Source organism: Actinophytocola oryzae (genome assembly GCF_004364325.1).
GTDB lineage: Bacteria > Actinomycetota > Actinomycetes > Mycobacteriales > Pseudonocardiaceae > Actinophytocola > Actinophytocola oryzae.
Window position 1 is genome coordinate 199,734 of sequence record NZ_SOCP01000014.1, and the last position, 20,431, is coordinate 220,164.

At 72.5% G+C, this 20,431-nt stretch carries 22 protein-coding genes; 13 read left to right on the forward strand and 9 right to left on the reverse strand.

Translation table 11 applies throughout. From position 1 onward, the window contains the following. Nucleotides 1-71: 71 nt before the first annotated feature. Both CLV71_RS32570 and CLV71_RS32575 read right to left on the reverse strand, forming a co-directional pair. On the reverse strand, nucleotides 72-401 hold the full coding sequence (locus CLV71_RS32570) for a sterol carrier protein domain-containing protein (protein ID WP_208297855.1): 330 nt from the start codon (nucleotides 399-401) through the stop codon (nucleotides 72-74). Nucleotides 402-470: 69 nt separating this feature from the next. After that, the gene (locus tag CLV71_RS32575) at nucleotides 471-1,199 is read right to left on the reverse strand and encodes a MerR family transcriptional regulator (protein WP_208297856.1); all 729 of its coding nucleotides are present in this window, start codon (nucleotides 1,197-1,199) and stop codon (nucleotides 471-473) included. 81 nt (nucleotides 1,200-1,280) lie between these two features. On the opposite strand from CLV71_RS32575, the gene CLV71_RS32580 reads away from it, so the two are divergent. Together CLV71_RS32580 and CLV71_RS32585 are read left to right on the forward strand one after the other, a co-directional pair. Continuing rightward, a complete protein-coding gene (locus tag CLV71_RS32580; protein ID WP_133906711.1) occupies nucleotides 1,281-2,489 on the forward strand; it encodes an erythromycin esterase family protein in 1,209 nt (402 codons plus the stop codon). Between the two features lie 113 nt (nucleotides 2,490-2,602). Then, on the forward strand, nucleotides 2,603-3,214 hold the full coding sequence (locus tag CLV71_RS32585; protein ID WP_133906712.1) for a hypothetical protein: 612 nt from the start codon (nucleotides 2,603-2,605) through the stop codon (nucleotides 3,212-3,214). On the opposite strand, the gene CLV71_RS32590 is transcribed toward CLV71_RS32585, so the two are convergent. From CLV71_RS32590 to CLV71_RS32600, 3 genes are read right to left on the reverse strand one after another with little or no spacing between them, the layout of a single operon-like run. Then, nucleotides 3,203-3,847, reverse strand: a complete 645-nt coding sequence (locus CLV71_RS32590; protein ID WP_133906713.1) for a response regulator — start codon at nucleotides 3,845-3,847, stop codon at nucleotides 3,203-3,205. The genes CLV71_RS32585 and CLV71_RS32590 overlap by 12 nt on opposite strands. Further along, complete coding sequence (locus CLV71_RS32595) at nucleotides 3,847-5,016, reverse strand: sensor histidine kinase (protein ID WP_243866869.1); 1,170 nt, start codon at nucleotides 5,014-5,016, stop codon at nucleotides 3,847-3,849. The genes CLV71_RS32590 and CLV71_RS32595 overlap by 1 nt, the downstream gene beginning before the upstream one ends. A 54-nt stretch (nucleotides 5,017-5,070) precedes the next feature. Further along, nucleotides 5,071-5,514, reverse strand: coding sequence for a hypothetical protein (locus tag CLV71_RS32600; RefSeq protein WP_133906714.1), 444 nt, complete (start codon nucleotides 5,512-5,514; stop codon nucleotides 5,071-5,073). Nucleotides 5,515-5,681: 167 nt separating this feature from the next. Here CLV71_RS32600 and CLV71_RS32605 point away from each other — a divergent pair, with 167 nt between their 5' ends. Next, nucleotides 5,682-7,379 (forward strand): alpha/beta fold hydrolase, encoded by a 1,698-nt coding sequence (locus CLV71_RS32605; RefSeq protein ID WP_243866871.1) that lies wholly within the window; start codon nucleotides 5,682-5,684, stop codon nucleotides 7,377-7,379. Here the strand turns inward: CLV71_RS32605 and CLV71_RS32610 are convergent. Next, entirely contained in the window at nucleotides 7,317-7,859 is a 543-nt protein-coding gene (locus CLV71_RS32610; RefSeq protein WP_166664346.1) for an RDD family protein, read from the reverse strand. The two genes, CLV71_RS32605 and CLV71_RS32610, sit on opposite strands and share 63 nt — an antisense overlap. Before the next feature lie 214 nt (nucleotides 7,860-8,073). On the opposite strand from CLV71_RS32610, the gene CLV71_RS32615 reads away from it, so the two are divergent. The 4 genes from CLV71_RS32615 to CLV71_RS32630 all read left to right on the forward strand — a co-directional run bounded on the left by CLV71_RS32615 (nucleotide 8,074) and on the right by CLV71_RS32630 (nucleotide 12,861). Next, nucleotides 8,074-10,839: a glycosyltransferase family 2 protein gene (locus CLV71_RS32615; RefSeq protein WP_133906716.1), complete on the forward strand. Its 2,766-nt coding sequence runs from the start codon at nucleotides 8,074-8,076 to the stop codon at nucleotides 10,837-10,839. Nucleotides 10,840-10,852: 13 nt separating this feature from the next. After that, nucleotides 10,853-11,674, forward strand: a complete 822-nt coding sequence (locus CLV71_RS32620; protein ID WP_133906717.1) for a DUF4397 domain-containing protein — start codon at nucleotides 10,853-10,855, stop codon at nucleotides 11,672-11,674. Then, on the forward strand, nucleotides 11,671-12,276 hold the full coding sequence (locus CLV71_RS32625; RefSeq protein ID WP_133906718.1) for a class F sortase: 606 nt from the start codon (nucleotides 11,671-11,673) through the stop codon (nucleotides 12,274-12,276). The genes CLV71_RS32620 and CLV71_RS32625 overlap by 4 nt, the downstream gene beginning before the upstream one ends. A gap of 105 nt (nucleotides 12,277-12,381) precedes the next feature. Next, nucleotides 12,382-12,861: a helix-turn-helix transcriptional regulator gene (locus CLV71_RS32630; protein WP_133906719.1), complete on the forward strand. Its 480-nt coding sequence runs from the start codon at nucleotides 12,382-12,384 to the stop codon at nucleotides 12,859-12,861. Here the strand turns inward: CLV71_RS32630 and CLV71_RS32635 are convergent. After that, entirely contained in the window at nucleotides 12,844-13,569 is a 726-nt protein-coding gene (locus CLV71_RS32635) for a helix-turn-helix domain-containing protein (RefSeq protein WP_133906720.1), read from the reverse strand. The two genes, CLV71_RS32630 and CLV71_RS32635, sit on opposite strands and share 18 nt — an antisense overlap. Nucleotides 13,570-13,632: 63 nt before the next feature. On the opposite strand from CLV71_RS32635, the gene CLV71_RS32640 reads away from it, so the two are divergent. Together CLV71_RS32640 and CLV71_RS32645 are read left to right on the forward strand one after the other, a co-directional pair. Then, a complete protein-coding gene (locus tag CLV71_RS32640) occupies nucleotides 13,633-14,013 on the forward strand; it encodes a VOC family protein (RefSeq protein WP_133906721.1) in 381 nt (126 codons plus the stop codon). A gap of 46 nt (nucleotides 14,014-14,059) precedes the next feature. Further along, nucleotides 14,060-14,962, forward strand: coding sequence for a hypothetical protein (locus tag CLV71_RS32645; RefSeq protein ID WP_133906722.1), 903 nt, complete (start codon nucleotides 14,060-14,062; stop codon nucleotides 14,960-14,962). A 7-nt stretch (nucleotides 14,963-14,969) separates the two neighbouring features. Here CLV71_RS32645 and CLV71_RS32650 read toward each other — a convergent pair whose 3' ends face one another. Continuing rightward, complete coding sequence (locus CLV71_RS32650; protein ID WP_133906723.1) at nucleotides 14,970-15,989, reverse strand: NAD(P)-dependent alcohol dehydrogenase; 1,020 nt, start codon at nucleotides 15,987-15,989, stop codon at nucleotides 14,970-14,972. 138 nt (nucleotides 15,990-16,127) lie between these two features. Here CLV71_RS32650 and CLV71_RS32655 point away from each other — a divergent pair, with 138 nt between their 5' ends. Then, the gene (locus CLV71_RS32655; RefSeq protein WP_133906724.1) at nucleotides 16,128-16,715 is read left to right on the forward strand and encodes a TetR/AcrR family transcriptional regulator; all 588 of its coding nucleotides are present in this window, start codon (nucleotides 16,128-16,130) and stop codon (nucleotides 16,713-16,715) included. Here CLV71_RS32655 and CLV71_RS32660 read toward each other — a convergent pair. Next, the gene (locus CLV71_RS32660) at nucleotides 16,708-17,187 is read right to left on the reverse strand and encodes a YfbM family protein (protein ID WP_133906725.1); all 480 of its coding nucleotides are present in this window, start codon (nucleotides 17,185-17,187) and stop codon (nucleotides 16,708-16,710) included. The genes CLV71_RS32655 and CLV71_RS32660 overlap by 8 nt on opposite strands. Nucleotides 17,188-17,292: 105 nt before the next feature. Here CLV71_RS32660 and CLV71_RS32665 point away from each other — a divergent pair, with 105 nt between their 5' ends. Genes CLV71_RS32665 through CLV71_RS32675 form a run of 3 tightly spaced genes read left to right on the forward strand, consistent with a single transcriptional unit; the run spans nucleotide 17,293 to nucleotide 20,401 of the window. Continuing rightward, complete coding sequence (locus CLV71_RS32665) at nucleotides 17,293-17,817, forward strand: PadR family transcriptional regulator (protein ID WP_208297857.1); 525 nt, start codon at nucleotides 17,293-17,295, stop codon at nucleotides 17,815-17,817. Continuing rightward, nucleotides 17,814-18,557 carry an ABC transporter ATP-binding protein gene (locus CLV71_RS32670; protein ID WP_243866873.1) on the forward strand — a complete coding sequence of 248 codons (744 nt, stop codon included), beginning with the start codon at nucleotides 17,814-17,816 and terminating at the stop codon, nucleotides 18,555-18,557. Before CLV71_RS32665 ends, CLV71_RS32670 begins: the two co-directional genes overlap by 4 nt. A gap of 5 nt (nucleotides 18,558-18,562) precedes the next feature. Then, nucleotides 18,563-20,401 (forward strand): FtsX-like permease family protein, encoded by a 1,839-nt coding sequence (locus CLV71_RS32675; protein WP_133906728.1) that lies wholly within the window; start codon nucleotides 18,563-18,565, stop codon nucleotides 20,399-20,401. Nucleotides 20,402-20,431 lie beyond the last annotated feature (30 nt).

Sequence of the window (20,431 nt, forward strand, 5' to 3'; positions counted from 1 at the left end):
CAGGGCCAGAGCACGCCCCGACGCGTAAACTCATGCATCCGCTGCGTGATCATAGGCGACGCGCCGGTCCCTCAGAACATTTCGAGACAGGCCGGTTCGTCGTCGTGCAGGAAGGCCAGCGACGCACGCGCCAGCGCCCCGGGCGTGCTCTCACGGACCCGACCCGCGGCGGCCAGCGTGGTCAGCCGGGTGCCGCCGAGGAACGCGGTGCCCAGTGCCGACACGTCCAGCGCCAGATCGGCGGGGGCGTCAGTGCGGGTGACCACGGCCCGGCCGTCCGGTCCGACCACCAGCTGCCACCGGCCCGCGTTCCACGGGCACAGTTCGTCGTCCACTTCGAGCACGACGTCGAGTGGCACGAGGAACCGCCTGGCCGTCAGGGCCTTGTCAGGGCCAGGCACAGAAGTGCGGGCCGTGTGGGGCGATCGTCTCACGTTTCGACCAGATGAGCCAAACGTCGGCACACCCGGTCACGTCCGGTCGAGCATCGTGAGGTAGGCGTCGAGCTGGGCGGCACCCGCGAGGAGGCTGCGGCTCCGGTTCGCCAGCCTGGCCTGCCAGGAGCCGAGGAAGGCGCTCAACGCGTCCGCGCCGCCGGCCTCGCGCAGCGACTCGACGAACCGTGCGACCTGGCGGAGTGGGTAGCCGCCCCGGCGCAGCTGGCGTGCGATCTCGGCGTCGCGCACGCAGTCCGGTGCGTACACGCGGTAGCCCGTCGGCCGGTCGCGTTCCGGGTTCAGGATGCCCTCGGTCTCCCAGGAGCGCAGGGTCGCCGGGTGCACGCCGAGCCTGCGTGCCAGCTCGCCGACGGTCAGGGGCCGGCCGTCTGCTGGGGCGGGTGTCGTGGTGGACAGGGTGTCGAGGGCCGTCGCGACCTCGGTCCGCGTGTCGCGTTCGGCGTGGAGGGCGAGGTGGGTGGCGTCGACGAGCCGGTAGGCGGACTCGGTGTCGCCCCGGTTGGTCGCGCGCATGATCTCGGTCGCGTGAGCGTGGCCGTGGCCGGCACGCAGGGCGAGGAAGGTGCGCAGGGCCTGTGCGTGCAGGGGGGTGTAGTGCCGGTAGCCGGTGTCGCCGCGTTCGGCGGGCGGGAGCACGCCCGCGTCCTCGTAGTTGCGGACCGCCTGTGCGGACATGGCGTGTTCCCTGGCGAGGTCGACGGGTCGCAGGGTGTACCTCCGTTTGAGGCTTCTCGCTCTCATGTCCAGTTATTCGTGGAAAAACCTTCAACCGATTCTCCAACGATAGCGTCGAGGGTACAACTTCTTCGAAAGGGGACTGCCATGTCCGTTGCCGCCTCGGTGCGTGGGATCGGCCGCCAGCTCGACGACGCGTCGGCATTCGGCCGTGCCGTCGACGAGCTGCTCGACGCGCGGGCAGAGCCGCCTGTCCTGCTCGGCCTCGGCGAGCCGACACACGGGATCGCGGCGTTCACGTCGCTGCGCAACGAGCTGCTCGGCCACCTCGTCGGGCGCGGGTACCGGTCGGTCGTGCTGGAGGTCGACATGTTCGCCGCGGCCGTCGTCGACGAGTACGTGTGCGGGGGGCAGGCGGAGGTCGACGAGGTGCTGGCGACGGGGTTGAGCCACGGGTTCGGCAACGTGCCGGGCAACCGGGAGCTGGTGGAGTGGCTTCGCGACCACAACGCCGGCCGGGCGCCGCGGGACCGGGTTCGCTTCCACGGCTTCGACGCGCCGCTGGAGAACTTCACGGCGCCGAGCCCTCGGCGGGCGCTGTCGTCGGCCTACGGCTACCTGCCGCAGGCGTTGCGGCCCGGGTCGGCACGCGACCTCGAGACGCTGCTCGGCGAGGATGCCGACTGGACGAACCCCGCGGCCATTCGCGATCCGGCGGCGTCGGTTGGCGACTCCGATCGGGCGCGTGCTCTGCGCATCGTGGCCGACGACCTCGTCAGTGCGTACCGTCGCGCGGCGGCCGGTCTGCGTGCCGCCGACCCGGCGGGGTATGCCGACGCGGTCGCGCACCTGCGTACTGCCCGGGGACTGCTGCGCTATCACGCGGCGGCGGCCAGTTCCGCACCCGATCGCGTCGGGGCCCTGTTCAGCCTGCGCACGGAGATGATGGCCGACAACCTGCTCGCGATCGTCGAGCGGGAGCGTCGGCGTGGGCCGAGTCTGGTGTTCGCGCACAACGTGCACCTTCTGCGGCAGCTGCCGGTGGGGAGGGAGGAGGTGAGCTGGTCGAGTGCGGGCGCGCTCGTGGAGCTGACCCTCGGCGACCGGTACGTGTTCGTGGCGACCGACGCGAACCCTCGCAGTGCGCCCGGCACTGTGCAGGGGGTGCTGGCCGAGGCGACCGACCGCCGCGCCCTGTTCTCCGCGCCGGCGCTGCGGGCCGCCCTCCCGCCGTCGATCGACGCGGGCGAACCGATCGTGCGCGGCCACTTCCCGCTGAAGCCCGCCGAGTTGGCGGCCGCCGACGCGGTCATCTTCATCACCGACACGGACGGAAAGCAGCACCAGTACTGGTGATGGGAGCGGATTCCCGGAATTCCACACGACGAGGCGGAAACGGGTTTCGGTCCGAGTCGTTGTGGTTACTGCTCTTTCGACACCGTCCACCGGCAGGTTGTGAGGTGCAGGCCATGCGCGCGGAGTGGAACCCCCTACGGTCACTGGCCGGTGTCGCTCGTTTTGTCACCTGGGTTTTCGGGCTCGCCGCCCTGGCGATCGTCATCGCCAATGTTGCCGCGCTCGGGTGGTTGCCCGGTTCGGGGGCGAACCCGACCTGTGTCGACGTCGGTGGTGATGTCGGGCCGCTCAGGGAGGACGCTCGGGTGGCCGCGGGTGGTGGGAGCGTCTGCGTGGACAACCCCACCGGCACGCAACGGATCGCCGACATCGGTGACCAGGTTCCCCAGGCGTTGTTCGCCCTCGGTGCCCTGTGGCTGCTCCTTCGGTTCCTCCGCACGGCATCCGACGCGGGTCCCTACGAGGCGAGCGTGCCCGGGCGGTTGGCGGCGCTCGGCTGGTTCGTGCTCGTCGGCGGGCCGGTCAGCGAGCTGCTGTTCGCGCTGTCCGTGCATTCACTGCGTACCAGCATGATCTCCGGGGTGCCGTCAACGGACTGGGTGGCACAGTGGCGTGCGGAGTTCCCCTGGTGGGCGCTCGCGGCCGGGCTCGCGGCGCTCGTCTTCGCCCACATCCTGCGGATCGGGGTGCGCATGCCTGAAGCCCCCGCACGCTCAGGTGACTAGGCGTTTCTGCCACGCCCAGATCGCGATCTCCGTGCGGTTGCGGGCACCCAGCTTGCCCTGCACGCTCGCCAGGTGGGACTTCACCGTGGACAGCGAGATCCGCAGCGTCGCGGCGATCTCGGAGTTCGTTCGCCCGCGTGCCACCGCCAGCACGACGTCCAGCTCACGCGCGGTCAGCGGCACGTCGACCGCGGTGGGGGCCGCGTTGCCGGTGAAGTTCGCGAGCAGCCGCACCGTCACCGACGGCGACACCATCGCCTCGCCCTTCGCCGCCGCGTGGACGGCTTCCACCAGCAGTCTGGGGCGGATGTCCTTGAGCAGGAAGCCGCACGCGCCGGCCAGGAGCGCCGCGTAGACGTTCTCGTCCAGGTCGTAGGTCGTCACCACCAGCACCCGCAGTGGGTCCACCACGCCCGGGCCCGCCAGGAGTTCCGTCGCACGCAGGCCGTCCAGCCTGGGCATGCGGAGGTCCATCAGCGTGACGTCGGGGCGTAGCTGACGCGCGAGGCGTACCGCGGCCTCGCCGTCCGCCGCCTCGCTGATCACCTCTATGTCGGGGTCGGCACCCAGGATCAGGCGGAAGCCGGTGCGCACCAGGGTCTGGTCGTCGGCGACCAGCACGCGGATCGGCATCAGATCCCCTTCGGCAGGTGCGCGAACGGCTCGTCCTCGTCACCCAGCGGCACTCGCGCGGTGACCTGCCACCGGCTGCCCGGCCGCGGGCCGGCCTCCAGTGTGCCGCCCAGCGCACCCGCCCGCTCGGTCATCCCCACTATTCCGTAGCCGGTGCCGCCTCCCGGGGTGTCCGGAAGAACTCCGTCGTTGTCGATGTCCAGTACGACGTTGCCCTCGTCACGGCGCACGGACACGCGGACGTCTGTCGCGTGTGGAGCGTGGCGGTGCACGTTCGTCAGCGCCTCCAACACGATTCGGTGCACGGCGGCCGTGACCTGGGACGGTGCGGGCAGTTCGTCGACCGAGTCGGCCACCGCCACGGCCACGTCCAGGCCGGTGCTGCCTCCTGCCGCGGCTCGCACCACGTCACCCAGGTTCGCGTCGGGCAGGGGCAGCGGCTGGTCGGTGCTGCGCAGCATCCCGACCAGCTGGCGCATGGCCACCAGTGCCTCCGCCGCCGCCTCCTCGATCTCGCCGTAGACCTCCGCCGGGTCCTGGGGTGGCACTGCCGGGTTGCCCGCGAGTGCCTGCGCGGCACGGACCCGCACCACGATGCCGCTCACGTGGTGTGCCACCAGGTCGTGCAGGTCCCTCGCCACCTGGAGGCGGTCGTCCGTTCTCGCCCTGATCAGCCCGGCGCGCTGCCGGGCGTCGGCGTCGCGGAGGATCAGGCCGATGGCGAGTGCCACACCCCACATCAGTCCCGCGGGCGCGGCGAGCAACGCCATCGGCGAGTCCGTGCCGTAGCGCAGGATCGGCGCGGCGACCACCGCGATCCCCGCAAGGACCGCGATTCCCGCCGCCATGACCGGGGCCAGGCGCCTGCACGCCGCGCCGACCAACAGCACCGCGGCGACGGTCTCCGTGCTCGTCGGGTGCACCTGCGCCCGGTCGGTCAGGACGCTCACCGCCGTGCTGAGCACGGAAAGCGCGACGACGGACGCCGCGAGCAGGTCCGTGCGTGCGGCGAAACGGCGGCGCAGCACGGCGAGAACGGCCGCCGCGGACCCGGAGTAGGGCACGAGCGTGTTGAGCACGCTCGTGCTCAGCCCGCCTGGCTGGGCTGTTCGCACCGCCAGCACGGTGTCGACGACGGAGGTCGCCACCAGCAGGGCGATCTCGGCCACGAACACACCCCGACGAGTTCGTGGCCCGGCTGCGGTCATGCGGTGATTCTCCGGTCAGGACGCGTGCTTGCGCTCGGCGATGTAGACGTTCGACGGCGGCAGGTAGCTCGCCACCAGTGCCAGCACCGCGATGGCGCAGCCCGCGTAGCCGGTCGTGGTGTCGCCCTCGGTCGCGAACAGGGACGCCACCTGCAGCAGTGTGAAGACGGTCAGCATGACACGTGCCCAGTTGCGGCCCGCCTTCAGCTTGAACGACAGCCACAGGTAGACCAGCCCGACGAGCAGGACGACCCCGATCGCGAAGCCCTGCGCGAGCGTGACCGCCCGGTCCAGCTCCTGCTGGGTGAGATTCGGCTTGCGCAGCACGGCGGCCAGCTCGTCGCGGGCGCCGAGCAGGAACCCCGCGGTCACCAGTGCCGCGACCGTGGACACCAGAAAACCGAAGAACGCGACGATGATCGTGCCGGGCGGCGTCAGCCGTGTCGTGTCAGTAGTCATGATCACGACCGTATGGCGCGGTCGAAGTCATTGCACGCCAACGGAAGCCGCCCTAGTACTTTCGGCCGGTGCGCGGGGGCGGAATTCGTCCGCGCGGCCGTGGTCCACCGGTGCCCGCCGGTCCGACCATGGCTCCCTACCGAAATCCCACGTTGGAAGGGAGCGCCGTGCGCCGCCGTGCCGGAACCGTCGCGATGTTGACCGTGGCCCTGGTGCTCGGCGGGACGCCCTCGGGCGCACACGCCGAGGACGACCCGTTCGACCGCTACAACCAGCAACAGCTCACCTGGGGGCCCTGCCCGTTCACGCCGGAGGAGGGTGCCCTGCCCTCGGAGTGCGCACTCGTCACGGTGCCCCGTGACTGGGCCGCGCCGGACTCCGGTGTCGACCTCCAGGTGGCGATCAGCAGAGTGCGGGCCGCGGGTGAGCGGCTCGGCGTCGTCCTGTTCAACCCCGGCGGACCCGGTGGGCAGGGCACGTCGCTGCCCGGTGCCATCGGCGCGCTGCAGCCCGCGCTGTCCGAGCGGTACGACCTGATCGGGATGGATCCCCGTGGCACGGGCCAGGAAGGCGGCACGGCGCCGTTCGACTGCGCGGTGCCGACCGACCGGCTGTCCCAGCGCACCGACCTCGACGCGCGGGACCGGTCGGCCGACAGCATCGCCGAGCACCTCAAGTACCCGAGGGCCGTCGCGGAGGCCTGTCAGAGCGACGCGCTCACCCCGTACATCACCACCTGGCAGACCGCCTACGACATGGAGCTGATCCGGCAGCTCCTCGCCGAACCCGCGCTGAACTACGTCGGCTACTCCTACGGCACCTGGCTGGGGGCGAAGTACGCGTCGCTGTTCCCCGCGAGTGCCGGCAAGATCGTGCTCGACTCGAGCGTGAACTGGCAGGGCAGGCTGCAGGCGGACTTCGAGGCGTGGCCGCCGATCAACCAGCGCATGTTCGACGACTCGTTCCTGCCGTGGACGAGCAGGCAGTTCCCCGACCTCGTCGGCACGATACCGGCCGACGCCGGGAAGATGTGGGAGCGGGTGCGGACCTTCTTCGCGGAACAGGGCATTCTCGCCCCGGACACCTACGACGCCGTGTTCGTCGGCATGGGCAGTGAGCTGCGGTGGGTCGTCGGCGCGCTGATCCTCACCCTCGGCGCCGCCGAGCTGCAGGGCACCGAACCCACCCCGCCCGCCGGGCTGCGGACGCTGTTCGACGAGCAGTCGACGGCCGCGTTCGGTGTGCCGGTCGCGGGTCTGACCACCGACATCGTGGCCGCGGCACTGCGTGCCGACGACTACACCCACGTGTCCGGCACGCGTTACGCCGTGGCCTGCGGTGACCAGCCGACGAAGTCCGCGCGGTGGTACCAGCGGCTGAGCGACCGGCAGGGGCCGGAGTACCCGTTGTACGGCTGGGCGTACGGGCTGTCCGAGCCGTGCGGCTTCTGGTCCGACGCGCCGAAGCAGGAGCTGCCGTCGCTTCCCGCCGAGGTCGCGGGCCGGGTGCTCGTCGTGCAGGGTGAGCTGGACCCGCAGACCGGCTACGAGGAGGCGCGGGCAGCGGTGCGGGCGGCGCCGGGCGTCACGATGGTCGCCGTCGACGACTCGCCGTTCCACGGTCAGTACACCATCAGCGGAAACCCGTGCGTCGACGGGATGGTGAACGTGTTCCTGCTGCGGAACTCCAGGCCGGGCAACAGTGTCTGCCCCGGTGTGCCGCTGCTCGGGGAGACGGAGGTGTTCCCGGTCGCCGGCCCCGTCACGACCCGTGCCGGCGCACAACTGCTTGCCGCACAGGCACTACCCGAGCTGCGTGAGTCCGTGGCGGACCGGATCGCCGCCGCGAACGGCGACCTCCGCTGACTGCCGGCGCGGGCTCTCGTCGACACCGTCCCTGACGACGAGGGTCCGCGCCACCATGTCACCCAGCCGCTGGTGCCTGGGGGTCACCAGGATGAGCACGGCACCGACCAGCCCGAGGAACATCCCGTCCACGACCATCAGCAGCCAGCGCAGGAAGTAGTCCCGGAACTTCGGCACGCCGCCGTTCAGCGTGACGATCCTCAGTCGCAGCAACCTCATCGCGGGGGTCGTGCCACCGCGCCGGTACGGGAACCAGAGGTCGACGTACAGCTCGCCCACGACCAGCGTCCCGATCCAGACCCACAGCGGCAGGTACACCAGCCAGATCTCCCGCAGGCCGAGGAGGAACGCCAGCACCGCGAACCCGACGAACGCCAGCAACACCACCACGGACAGCACCACCATGAACAGCGTGTCGAGCGCCCACTGCAAACCTCGGCGCAGCAACATGTTGGCTCGCGTCCTCACCCCAGAAGCCATGACATACATCATGTCAACGACCAGGGGGTGCCGCTCGACACCAGTTGATCACCGCCCAGGGCCGGGCCCGGCCGCTCCTCAGTGGACGACGCCACCGGGGCCGGCACCGAGGAAAGTTCACGTTCTCATCTGTTTGTATGAGGACCCCGCACTCCCCCTCGGGCACAGTGCTCGGGGTGGGAGCAGGGTACGCGGGTCGCGGCGGTGATCTGCCGTGATCGTCGCCGGTCTGGTGGCCGTCGTGGTCGCCGTCGTGGTGTTCGGCGTGGGGCTGGTCGTCCGCGGTCTGGTGGCGCCGCTGCGACGCACCGGCGCCAGGGCCGGTGACGCGCCCGCCGGTGACGTGGCGATCCTGCTCGTGGCACGCGACCGTGCCGACCGGATCGGTGGCGCGGTGGCCTCGGCAGCCGAGACCGGGGTGCCGGTGTTCGTGGTGTCCGACGGCTCGACCGACCCGACCGCGGAGCGCGCCTTCGAACACGGCGCCGAGGTCGTGGAGACCCTTCGCCCGCTCGGTCCCGGCGGGTCCGTGCTGGCGGGGGTGCAGTCCTTCCGGCTCGCGGAGCGGTACGCGTTCGTGCTGGTGCTGGACGTCGACGTCCGCCTCGACCCGTCCTACCTCACGGCGACGCTGCCCCTGTTCGGCGACGCGGGGGTGGCGGCGGTCGAGGCACGGGTCACCGGCCCCGGCCTGCTCGGCCGCTACCTCGCCAGGACCTACGCGCTGTCCCGGCTGGGCGGACGCGGCCGGACGGTGGCGCCCTCGTCGGTGACCCACGCCGCGCCCGGTGTCGCGCGGCTGTACCGGACGGAGGTGCTCGAACGGCTGGAGCTGGACCTGCCGCCTCCCTCGGTCCCGAACTTCGACGCGATGCTGCAGATCTACCGCGACCACCTCGGCCGCGTCGTGCTCTCCCCCGGTCCGCCCGCGGTGCTGCTGCCACCCGCGCCGGCCGGGGGTCGTGCGCTGTCCGCACTCGCCCGCTACCGCGAGGCCCGGCGGGCGATGCTCGTCGGGGCGGACGCGGCCGTCCGCCGACGGCCGCCGCGCTGGGACCGGCAGGGGCTCGGGCTGCGGGCGCGGCTCGGCGAGCGGCTCGGCACGGCGCTGTTCGTCGTCGCGGTGCTGGTCGCGGCCGTCGCGGGTGCGGGGCTCGCCGTCGCGGGCAGGCCGGTGACGGTGCTCGACCCGCGCTACCTCCTCGGCGGTTTCCTCGTCGGCGACTACCTGCGCACGATCGCCGTCACGCGCAGGCTGCCGCTCGCCGCGCTGGCGTTCCCCCTGCTGCGTGTCGTCGACGCGGTCGACGTGCTCCGGGTGACCGTGCGGCCGAGGGTGCTCGCGTGGGCCGCGCCGGTGGTGGTCGGGGTCGCCGTGGTGGTCAGGGTCGCCGTCGCCACCGCGACGCTGCCCGCCTCCGCCGCGGAGCGGGCCCTCGCCGACGCCGGGTACCGGATGGTCACCGGGCTCGCGGGCACGTCACTGCCCGCGCCGCTCACCGTCACCAAGGCCCATCTCAACGTCTACGCCGTCATCACCGACCCCTTCGGCAGGCACCTCGACGTCCTGACCGGCGCCAGGGAGCTGTCCGTCCTCGCCGCCGCGGTCGTGGTCGGCGGGCTGATCGCGATCTGCGCCGCCCTGCGGGTCCACCCGCTGCTCACGGCCGCGGTCCTGGTCGCGTTCGCCGCGCCCGGGCCGGTGGTCGCCGTGTTCGGTGCCGTGGGTCCCGGCGTCGTCGCGGCGGGCTGGCTCGCGGTGGCGCTGGCGGTCGCGGTCCACGTAGCCAGGGAACGCCACGAGGGCTGGCACCCGGCCTTCGGCGTGTCCGGTGTGTTCGGCCTCGTCGCCCTCCTCGTGGCGCTCGCCACCGTGCCGCTCCTGGTCGCGCCGCTCGCCGTCGGCGTCGCCGTGTGGCTCTGGTTCCTCGACTTCGAACGCCACGACCCCCACACCACCTGGCGTCGTCCGGCCATCGGTGTCGTGGTCCTCGGCGCGTGCGTCGTCGGCGCGCTGTGGCCGACGGGCCTGTTGCTCACGCCGACGGGCCCGGTCGCCGACCACCGCACCTCGCTGCTCGTGGCCCTCACGGCCGTCGCGGTCATCGGGGTCGCCGTGCCCAAGACGTGGCCCGCCGTGGCCGCCACGCTCACCGGGCTCGGCCTCGCCATCGGGTTCGGGCCCGACGCCGACGCCCTCCTGCCCGCCACCGTCGTCGGCGCCGCGATCACCGGCGTGCTCGTGCTGGACGCGGTCCTGGCCTGGCGGCCCTCGGTCGCGACGGGGCTCACGACCGCGGTCGCGGCGGCGGCGGTCGCGGGCCTGCTGGTCGTCCCGCCGGTCGCGCCGAGACCCGACCACACCGCGCTCGCCGCCTGGGTCACCCGTGAGCTGGACGACGGCGCCACCATCACCGCGTCGAACGCCGTGTGGGCCGACCTGCACCGCGACTTCGTGCGGCTCGGCAGGCCCAACGCGGTCCGCGAAGGCGCCGGCCCGCTGGTCGTCACCACCGGACGCGGCCGAGGGTTCGTCCTCGGCCGGTTCGGCACGCTCACGCTGCTCGCCGCCGACATCGACCGGACCTACCTCGACCCGACCGAGCGCGCGACCGCGGGCCGCCAGCTCGCGACGAACATCCGGCTGCACGCGAGCGGGCCGGTGCGGGCCGCGCTGCGGGCCGGGCACGTGGACCTGCGGGTCATGGCCGTGCTCGCCGCACTGTGCGCCGAGCACGAGATCACGCTGGTGACCACCGAGAACTCGCCGGTCGAACGCGGCAACGGGCTGCCGGAACGCACGGTCGTCGTGACGGCGGTGGACGGCAGGTCGGTCACCGACCAGCGCACCGCCCAACCGCTGCTGGACTGGCTACGAACCCAGCGCGAGCCCTTCGCACCGGCCGACACGCGGTCCACCCCACGCGGCCTCGTCCTGCGGTGGCGGCTGCCCGACATCTTCGAGAACACCACACGATGAAAGGTGGCACCCGATGCGCAACGTCATGGTGAAACTCGGCGTACTCGCGTGCGCGCTGGCGGCGTTCGCCGTCGTGCCCGTGCCCGCGTCCGCCCAGACCGGCGCGTACCTGCGGCTCGCGCACCTGTCCCCGGACACGCCGTCGGTCGACGTCACGGTCAGCGCGTTCAGCTCCCCCGACGGGTCTCAGCTCGTGAAGGGCGTCAGCTACGGCGACGTGTCCGCCTACCAGCAGATCGCGCCGGGCACGTACACGATCGCGATGCGCCCGGCGGGTGCCGACCCGAAGTCCGACCCGGTGATCTCGGCGACGCTCGACGCCGTCGCGGGCCGCGCGTACACCGTCGCCGGGCTCGGCAAGTTCTCCGACCTCGCGCTGCGGGTGCTCGACGACGACATCAGCCTGCCGGTCGCGGGACAGGCCAGGATGCGGGTGGTGAACGCGGCGCCGCTCACCGGGATGCTGAGCGTGCGCAGGGACGCGACGCCGGTCATCGAGAACGCCGCGTTCGGTGACGCCAGCAAGTACACGATGGTGCCGTCGGGTGCCGCGACGCTCACGGTCGCGCCCGCCGACGCCGCCGCGACGACGCTGCCGGTGACACTCGAGGCGGGCGGGGTCTACACGGTGCTGGTGCTGCAGCGGAACGGCGTGCTCTCGGCGGCGGTACGGCTCGACGCACGCGGTACCGCGGTCGTGCCGAACGGCGGGGTGGAGACCGGGTTCGGCGGGACCGCCGGGCCGGACCTCGGGGTCGGGGCGCTGCTGCTGGGCATCGCGGCTGCGGCGGGCGGTGTGCTCGTGCTGGCGACGCGTCGCCGTCGCGCCGCGTGAGGCGTGTCGGGCTGGGCATCCTGCTCGGCGTGGTGCTCCTCCTCAGCGGTCTCGTGATCGCGGGCCGTCTGGTGTTCGGCACCGACAGCCCGTCCACGGCCGCCGAGGCACCGCCACCCACGCCGAGCTGGACGGTGGAACCGACGCCGACCCAGGACGCCGTCGCACCACCCGCACGGGTGAGAATTCCCGCGATCGGGGTGGACAGCTCGATCGTCGACATCGGGGTGGACGCCACCGGCGTGCTGGTGCCGCCGCCGACCACCGACGTGACCGGGTGGTTCGCGGCCGGGCCCGCGCCCGGCGCGGTCGGGCCCGCGCTGCTGGCCGCGCACGTCGACTCGGTCGCGGGCCCCGGGGTCTTCTTCCGGCTCGTCGACCTGCGGCCTGGCGACGAGGTGACGGTGGTGCGCACGGACGGGACGTCGGTCGTGTTCACGGTGACGGGCACGACCCGCGTCGCCAAGACCGCGTTCCCCACCGACCTCGTGTACTCGCCGCTGCCCGTCCCCGCCCTGCGGCTGGTCACCTGTGGCGGCTCGTTCGACCACTCGGCGCGCAGCTACCGCGACAACCTGATCGTCGACGCCGCCCTGAAGTGACTGAAACAGGGCCGCCACCAGCGACGATGAAGGTGTCGTGCGGCGGGCGGCCCGGTAACCGGCGTGGCGGATCGGCCCGGGTCGTCGCCAGGTTGGGTGGTCGGGATGAGTCAGTTCACGGATCGGCGGAGGAACCAGGGACGGCGCGCTGGTGACCTCAGGAACACGCAGCTGCTGCGGGCGGTCGGCGCCGACCTCACACATCTGCGGCGGGAGGTCGAGTCGGCCCGCACCGACCGTGACGTCCCCGCGACCCTTCGGCGCCGGCTGGAGCTGATCGACCGGGAGCTGTCGCGGCTGGCCAGGATGACCGACGCCGCGACCGAGCCACCCGAGCCCACCGAGACCCACCGGCTCGCCGCGGGGCTCACCCAGCGCGAGTGGCAGTGCCTCGGGCTGATGGTGCACGGCCTGAACACCCGGGCGATGGCCGAACGCCTGACCGTGTCGGACGCGACCGTGCGCACCCACGTCCAGTCGGTGCTCGCGAAGCTGGGCGTGAACTCCCGGCTGGAGGCGGTCGCGCTCACCGTGCGGGACGGGCTCGTGCCCCCGAGCCCGCCCGAGCTAGGGCTGCCAGCGTGACGGTGGCACGCCCAGCTCGGCCCGGAACGCCGCGCTGAACGCGCTCGGCGTGGTGTAGCCGACCCGCTGCGCGATGTCGGCGACCGGCAGGCCGCCAGCGAGGTGTGCCACCGCGTCGAGCATCCGCCTGCGGCGGCGCCACTGCCCGACGCTCATGCCGGTCTCGGCGAGGAACAGCCGCTCCAGGGTGCGCCTGCCGACACCGACCCGCCGACACAGTGCCGCGACGTCCAGGTCCGTGACCAGCTCCGACGCGGCCACGGCCCTCGGGTCGACGGGTGTCGGCAGGAGCAGTGCCGCGTCGGCGGGCAGGTCGGCGAGCAGGTCCCGCAGCACCGCGACCAGCCTGGCGTGCCGGGGGTCGGCCAGGTGCAGCGGCGCGTGTTCCACCAGGTGCACGACCAGCTCACGCAGCAACGGCGACACGTCCAGCACCCGGCACCCGTCCGGCAGGAGCTGGGCCCGCTCGCCCGTGTAGAGGATGCGCAGCGCACTGCGGTGGATCACCCGCAGCGTGTGCACGATGCCTGCCGACACCCACAGCGCGCGGTGCCGTGGCAGTGTCCAGCGGCCCTCGGGGGTGTCCACGACCAGCACCCCGGACGTCGCGTAGATCAGCTGGTGCCACTCCGCCGCCTGGGGTGGGGTCAGCGGCCCCGGCGGGTGGGTGACCGCGTAGCCCCGCAGGTCCGGCTCGGCGTGACGCATACGCGACAGAATCGGCCGCGTCCGCGACTGCGCGCAACCCGCGCCTGCTTCTACCGTGCTGGCATGAACGAACTCTCGCACTTCGCGATCAACGTCGAGGACGTGCCGGTGGCCCGGCGGTTCTACCGGGACACCTTCGGCTGGGACTTCGCCCCGTGGGGTCCGCCCGGCTTCTACCGGATCGAGGCGGGGGCGCCGGGCGGCCCCGGGGTCACCGCGGCACTGCAACAGCGCCGGGACCTGCTGCCGGGCAGGCCGACCACCGGGTTCGAGTGCACCATCGCGGTGGCCGACGTGGCCGCCACCAGGGCCTCGGCGCTCGCGGCGGGCGGGCAGGTGCTCATGGAGACCACCACGATCGCCGGTGTCGGGCACCTCGTCTGGCTCGCCGACCCGTCGGGCAACGTCGTGGGCGCCATGACCTACGACCCCGGCGCCCAGTGATCCCGAACTCGATGTGACAGCGGTCGTCCGGCTGTAAGGTCGCGCCGTGCTCAAGCCCGCGGTGATCCTGCTCTGTGCCGGACTGGTGCTGGCCGGCTGCTCGAACGACGACGCCGGTGACGAGAGTGGCCTGCTCAGTGCCCTCGGGCAGGTGCGCGCCACCCCGGAGACGCGCAAGGCCGTCGAGTACGGCGAGCCCGCCGCGGTCAGGGCGCTCCTGGCCGAGGACAGGGACCGCTACCAGCTCCTTCAGGGGTTCGGCTACGGCACGATCGCGAGTTACGCCATCGTCGTCGGGGAGACGCTGAGCCTGCACCTCGACGAGTTCGACAGCGCGATCTCCGTCGGACAGCCCCCGAAGCAGGCGACCGTGTTGTGGGGCAAGTACGACGTGGCCGCCGTGGACGGGAAGCTGCGTGGGCTCGGCATCGACGGCAGGGCGGCTGACGACGCCACCCGCTGGCGCGCGGCCGACGACTACGAGATCGACCTCGCGAACGGGCCGTTCGCCGACCTGGCGCCGACGCCACAGCTCAACGACATCCTGACTCGCGACTGGTCGTTCGCGTTCGCGCCCGCGGCGGCGGGCATCGACTGGGTGACCGACGCGGGCGACGAGACGCTCGCAGGCGACGACGTGCTCGCCTCGCTCGCGAGGTGTCTCGGTGACGTCGTCGCCGCCCAGCTCCAGGCCACCAGGCAGGCAGTGGGAGTACGCGAGGACGGCACCCAGCTGATCTGCCTCGACGGCGACCGGGCGCGGGTGTCCGACGCGCTCGACGGGGACATGCCCTCCACCGCCCGCCCCTGGCACGACGTCCTGCCCGGCGCGGAGGTCACCGAGGACGGGGACCTCGTGCGGGTCACCGTGCCACCGCCGCCTGACGACACCCCGGTCGGGCAGGTCATGCGTGTCATGCAGAACGGCGACCTCGACGGCCTTCGGTGACCGGGGGTCAGGAGAAGGCGACGACTGCCCGGTAGCGCGCCTGGCCGCCGCGGACGAGGTCGACCGCCTTGTTGATCTCCGCCACCGGGAAGGTCTCCACCTGGGGGCCGATGCCGTGGCGGGCGGCGAAGTCGAGCATGAGGCGGGTCTCCGTCGGGGACGCGGGCACGCCGCCGGAGATCGTCTTCTCGGCGGGGAGCAGGTGCATGGGCCGGACCGAGATCGCCTCGGGCGGTACGCCGACGATGCTGAGCCTGCCCTGCGGGACGAGCAGGTCGAGGTAGTCGTCCCACGGCAGGTTCGCGGAGACCGTGGACAGGACGAAGTCGAAGGACCCCGCCGCGGCGGCGAGTGCGCCCTCCTCGCGGGTGGCGACGAACGACGTGGCACCGAAGCGGCGTGCGTCGTCCTCCTTGGACCGTGACGTCGAGATCGCGGTGACGTCGCAGCCCCACCCGGCGAGGAACCGCAGCGCCAGGTGGCCGAGCCCACCGATGCCGACGACCGCGACCCGGTCGACGGGACGGACTCCGTGCCTGATCAGCGGGGCGAAGACGGTGACACCGGCGCACATCATCGGCGCCGCCTGCTCGGAGGGGATGGCGTCGGGGATCGGGTAGGCCGTGCGCCAGTCCGAGACACGCAGCAGTTCGGTGAAGGCGCCCCGGTCGCCACGCATCACGGTGTCGTCGCGGTTCGGGCAGAGGTTGTGGCGGCCGCTCAGGCACTGCGGGCAGCGGAAGCAGGCGCCCGCGATGGCGCCGACCCCCACGCGTGTGCCGATCGGCAGGAGGTCGGTGTCCACGGCGTCGCCGACCGCCTCGATCACGCCGACGGCCTCGTGCCCGGCGACGCAGGGGTAGCGGGTGATGCCGAACTCGTTGTCGATCTGCCCGATGTCGCTGTGGCAGACCCCGCAGTGCGTCACGCGGACATCCGCTTCCAGCGGGCCGAGGGGGTCCGACTCGCGTTCGTGGCGTTCGAGGGCGGCGCCCGCGGAGCGGGCCGCGTAGGAGGTGACGGGCATGGGTGTCCCTTCCCGGTGATCCGTTCGTGGGCTTTCACCAACCCTACAGTACGAAACCGTACCGTACTGTTTAAAGCTGTGAACTGCGAAAACAATGCGCATGGGGGAGTCAACGTCGAGGAACCCTATGCTCGTGCGATGAGTGGCCGCCGCCCGTTGGATCCCACCCGGGACGCCCGGATCCTCGACGCGGTGCTGGAGTTGCTGGCCGAGTCGGGCTACGTGTCGATGACGATGGACGCCGTGGCGGCGCGGGCCGGGGTGTCGAAGGCGACCATCTACCGGCGGTGGCGCAACAAGCGTGAGATCGCGCTCGCCGCCATGACCCGCTACCACGGCGCGCAGACGGCGTGGTCGGTCGACACCGGGACGTTCCGCGGCGACCTGCTCGCACACGTCCACCGCTTCGCCGAGGTGCTCGGCGGCTTCGGCGGACGGCTCGCGGTCGGCCTGGTGCAGGCACGCGCGTCGGACCCGGACCTGCTCGACGAGCTGGACGCGCGGTTCTCCAGCGGCGCGCGACTCGCTCCCGAGGTGGTCGAACGGGCCGTGGCGCGTGGCGAGGTGACCGCTCCCGTCGACCACCGCCTCTTCGAGGAGGTCGTCGCGTCGGTGATGTTCATGCGCTGGCTGTGGCGGCTGCCGCTGGACGCGGCGTTCCTGGCGCACGTGGTCGACGACCTGGCCATGCCCGTGCTCCACGCACGGGGGAAGGGCGCTAGTTGAGCCAGAGCAGGACGCTGTCGGAGGCCGCCGCGGCGTCGTGGAAGAAGGTGACGAGCGCGGTGTGGACACCGCCGAGGTACTCCAGCGCCCAGTCCTCGTCCCACATCATCGGGTAGACCTCGGCCGCCGTCAGCTCCGCCGGGTCGTACAGCTCCGCCAGCCGCGCGAACGGTGTCCCGTCGAGGAACCGGGACGCCTCGGCGACCTCGTCGGGGCCGAGCAGGCGGGGCGAGTCGTACCCCCACTCGTCGTCGGTCACGGCCGTGCCGCCGCTGATCACGTTCACCGGAGGCCCGAGCTTGGCCAGGAGGAACTCGAGGCCCGCCCACGCCTTGTCGGTGTCCATCCCACGCGCCTGGTCCTCGTCCCGGTCGACGAACTCGTAGGCCTCGTCCGGGGCCTCCGCGAGCAGCCGCCGCAACTGGTCGGCTTCGGCGGGGGTGAGCCGGAGGTACTGGGTGATCATGCTCATGCCCGGCGATTCTGGTGGAGCCGCCTCCCGTCGCACGAGCCGGGCTTGACAGCCGATGGGGGCTAACCGTTAGATATGCCGAGGCTAACGGTTAGAGGGGGTGCAGTGCAGCAGGAAGTAGTGCTGGCGATGCTGGCCAAGGAGCCGTCGCACGGCTACGAGCTGCGTGCCCGGTTGCGGGACGCGCTCGGCCCGTTGGGCGAGGGGATGAACGCGGGGCAGGTCTACGTCACGTTGACCCGGCTGGAGAAGGCCGGGCTGCTGACGGCCGGGAGGGCCGAGGCGGGCGACCGGTCGGACCGCAAGGTGTACGCGCTCACAGCCGACGGCCAGCAGCGCGTCGCCGAGTGGATCGCCGAGGTGAGCTGGCCGAGGCCCGACCTCGCGGAGTTCCACCTCAAGCTGATCGCCGCCGCGTCGGCCGGATTGGCCGACCCGATCACGATCATCGACACCCAGCGCCGCGAGCTGCTGCGCAGGCTGCGTGACGCACAGCGCGCCGCGATGGCCGAGCCTGCCGGCTCGAACGCGGCGCTGTTGCTCGAGGGGATCGTGCTCCGGCTGCAGGCGGACCTGCGCTGGCTCGAGGCGTGCGAGAAGAGCTGGACCGACAGGAGGAGTGGATCGTGACCGCCATCGACGAGTTCGTGCTTCGCGCCAGAGGGCTGCGCAAGGAGTACGGCACGGGGGAAGGGCTGGTGCGTGCCGTCGACGGGGTCGACCTCGACGTCCGCGCCGGTGAGACGGTGGCGGTGATGGGGCCGAGCGGCTGCGGGAAGTCCACGCTGCTGCACCTGCTCGGCGGACTTGACCGGTCGACCGGCGGCGAGGTGTCGCTGGACGGCAGGCGTGTCGACCTCATGAGCGAGCGGGCGCTGGCACGGCTCCGGCGGGCCGACGTCGGGTTCGTCTTCCAGTCCTTCCACCTGATGGAGGAGCTGACGGCCATCGAGAACGTCGAGCTGTCGGCGCTGCTGGCCGGACGCTCCCCCAGGGCGGCGCGACGGCGTGCCGAGGAGCTGCTGGCGCGGGTCGGGCTCACCGAACGGGCGCGGTTCCTGCCCTCCGCGCTGTCCGGCGGCCAACGGCAGCGGGTCGCCGTCGCCAGGGCGCTCTGCAACGAACCCCGGGTCGTGCTGGCCGACGAACCGACGGGAAACCTCGACAGCGCGGCCACTCTGGACGTCCTGCGGCTCTTCGAGAGCCTGCACGACACGGGCCAGACGCTGGTCATCGTCACGCACGACGCGCGGATCGCGGCCACGGCGGACCGGCTGATCACCATGCGGGACGGCGCGTTCGTGGACGAGACCAGGCTGACCGGCGGCAGCACCGGACGGCTCGGCGCCCTCGTCGGACTGGAGGACTGAGGACGATGGGCCGCATCCTGCTCGTCGCCCGGCTCGCCGGGCGTGACCTCCGGCGCCGCCGCGTCGAGGCCGCGCTCCTGCTGCTCGCCATCATGGCCGCCACCACGACGTTGACGCTCGGGCTCGTCCTGCGCGACGCGGCGAGCGACCCCTACCAGAGCACCAGGTCGGCGACCGGGGGACCGGACATCGTCGCCGGTACCCTCCGGGCCGACACGCTCCCCGACCTCGAGGCGTTGACAGGCGCCGAGGGCGTGACCGACCACAGCGGACCGTTTCCGGTCGCCCCCGCCAAGCTCGACGCCGAGGGCCGGACGGCCGACGTGCAGGCCGTGGGGCGCGACACCGCGTCCGCGTCGGTCGACCGGCCCCTGCTGACGCAGGGCAGCTGGGTCGGTGACGGCGGCGTGGTGGTCGAAGCCGCCTTCGCCAGTGCGCTCGACCTGTACGTCGGCGATCCGCTCACCCTGAACGGCCGGTCGTTCACGGTCGCGGGCACGGCCGTCACCGCGGCCATGGCGCCCTATCCGGGGTCGACCTGCCTCGTCGCCGTCGGCTGTGTGCGGGGCTCGCCGCCCGAGGGCACCAACCTGCCTCCCGAGATGTTGCGCACGCCCGGTCTGGTCTGGCTCACCCAGGCAGACGTCCGGAGCCTCGGCACCCCCCTGACCTACACAGTGAACCTGCGGCTGGCCCACCCCGACGCGGCACAGGCGTTCGTCGAGGCGACCATCCGGCAGTCGTCGTTCGATCCCACGACGGGCCCGTTCCCCCTGGGCCTGATGCCCTGGCAGGACATCCTCGCGGACGCCACCGAGCTGGCGGGCGACTCCCAGATCCTCCTGATGATCGGCGCCTGGCTGCTCGGCCTGCTCGCCGTCGCCAGTGTGTCGGTGCTGGTCGGCGGCCGGATGGCCGACCAGACCAGGCGCGTCGGGCTCCTCAAGGCCGCGGGCGGCACCCCGGGCCTGGTCGCCGCCGTGCTGCTGGCGGAGTACGTCGTCGTCGCCATCGCCGCGGCAGCCGCCGGGCTGACGACCGGCGCGCTGACCGCGCCGCTGCTCACCGAGTCCACCGCGGGCCTCATCGGCAGCGCGGGCACGCCGTCGGTCACCCTGTCCACGGTCGTTCTCGTGACCGGCGTCGCGCTCGGCGTCGCGGTCCTCGCCACCACCGTCCCGGCGTTGCGTGCCGGCCGGTCGAGCACAGTGCGGGCACTGGCCGACTCCGCCCGGCCGCCGCGACGCACCGGCTGGCTGATCGCGGCCTCGGCACGGCTGCCCGTGCCGCTGCTGCTCGCCCTGCGGGTCGCGGCCCGCAGGCCACGGCGGATGGTGCTGAACGTGGTGAGCATCGCGGTCACCGTGAGCGGGATCTTCGTCGTGCTGGTGCTCGACGACTTCCTGGCCTCGGCACCGTCCGTGGGCGGGTACAGCGGTGCTCAGGTGGACCTGCTGCGTGAGGTGCTCGGGGTCTGGACGGTCGTGCTCCTGTGCCTGGCCGCGGTCAACGCCGTCGTCATCACCTGGGCGACGGTGCTCGACAACCGGCACGCCTCGGCACTGGCCCGAGCACTCGGCGCGACCCCGCGCGACATGGGCACGGCGCTGGCGGGAGCGCAGGTGCTCCCCGCGCTCGCGGGCGCCGTCCTCGGGGTGTTCCCGGGAGGCTTCGCACTGTTCGCCCTCGTCATGGGCATCACGGGCGGCGACGGCGACAGGGCGACGCTCCCCTCGTTCTGGCAGCTGCTCGCCGTGATCGTGACGACCGCGGTCGTGGTGAGCGCGCTCACCGCCGTTCCCGCCCGCCTCGGCACACGCCGTCCCGTGATCGAGAGCCTGTGAGCCGGCGCGGTCACAACCACGCCACAACCG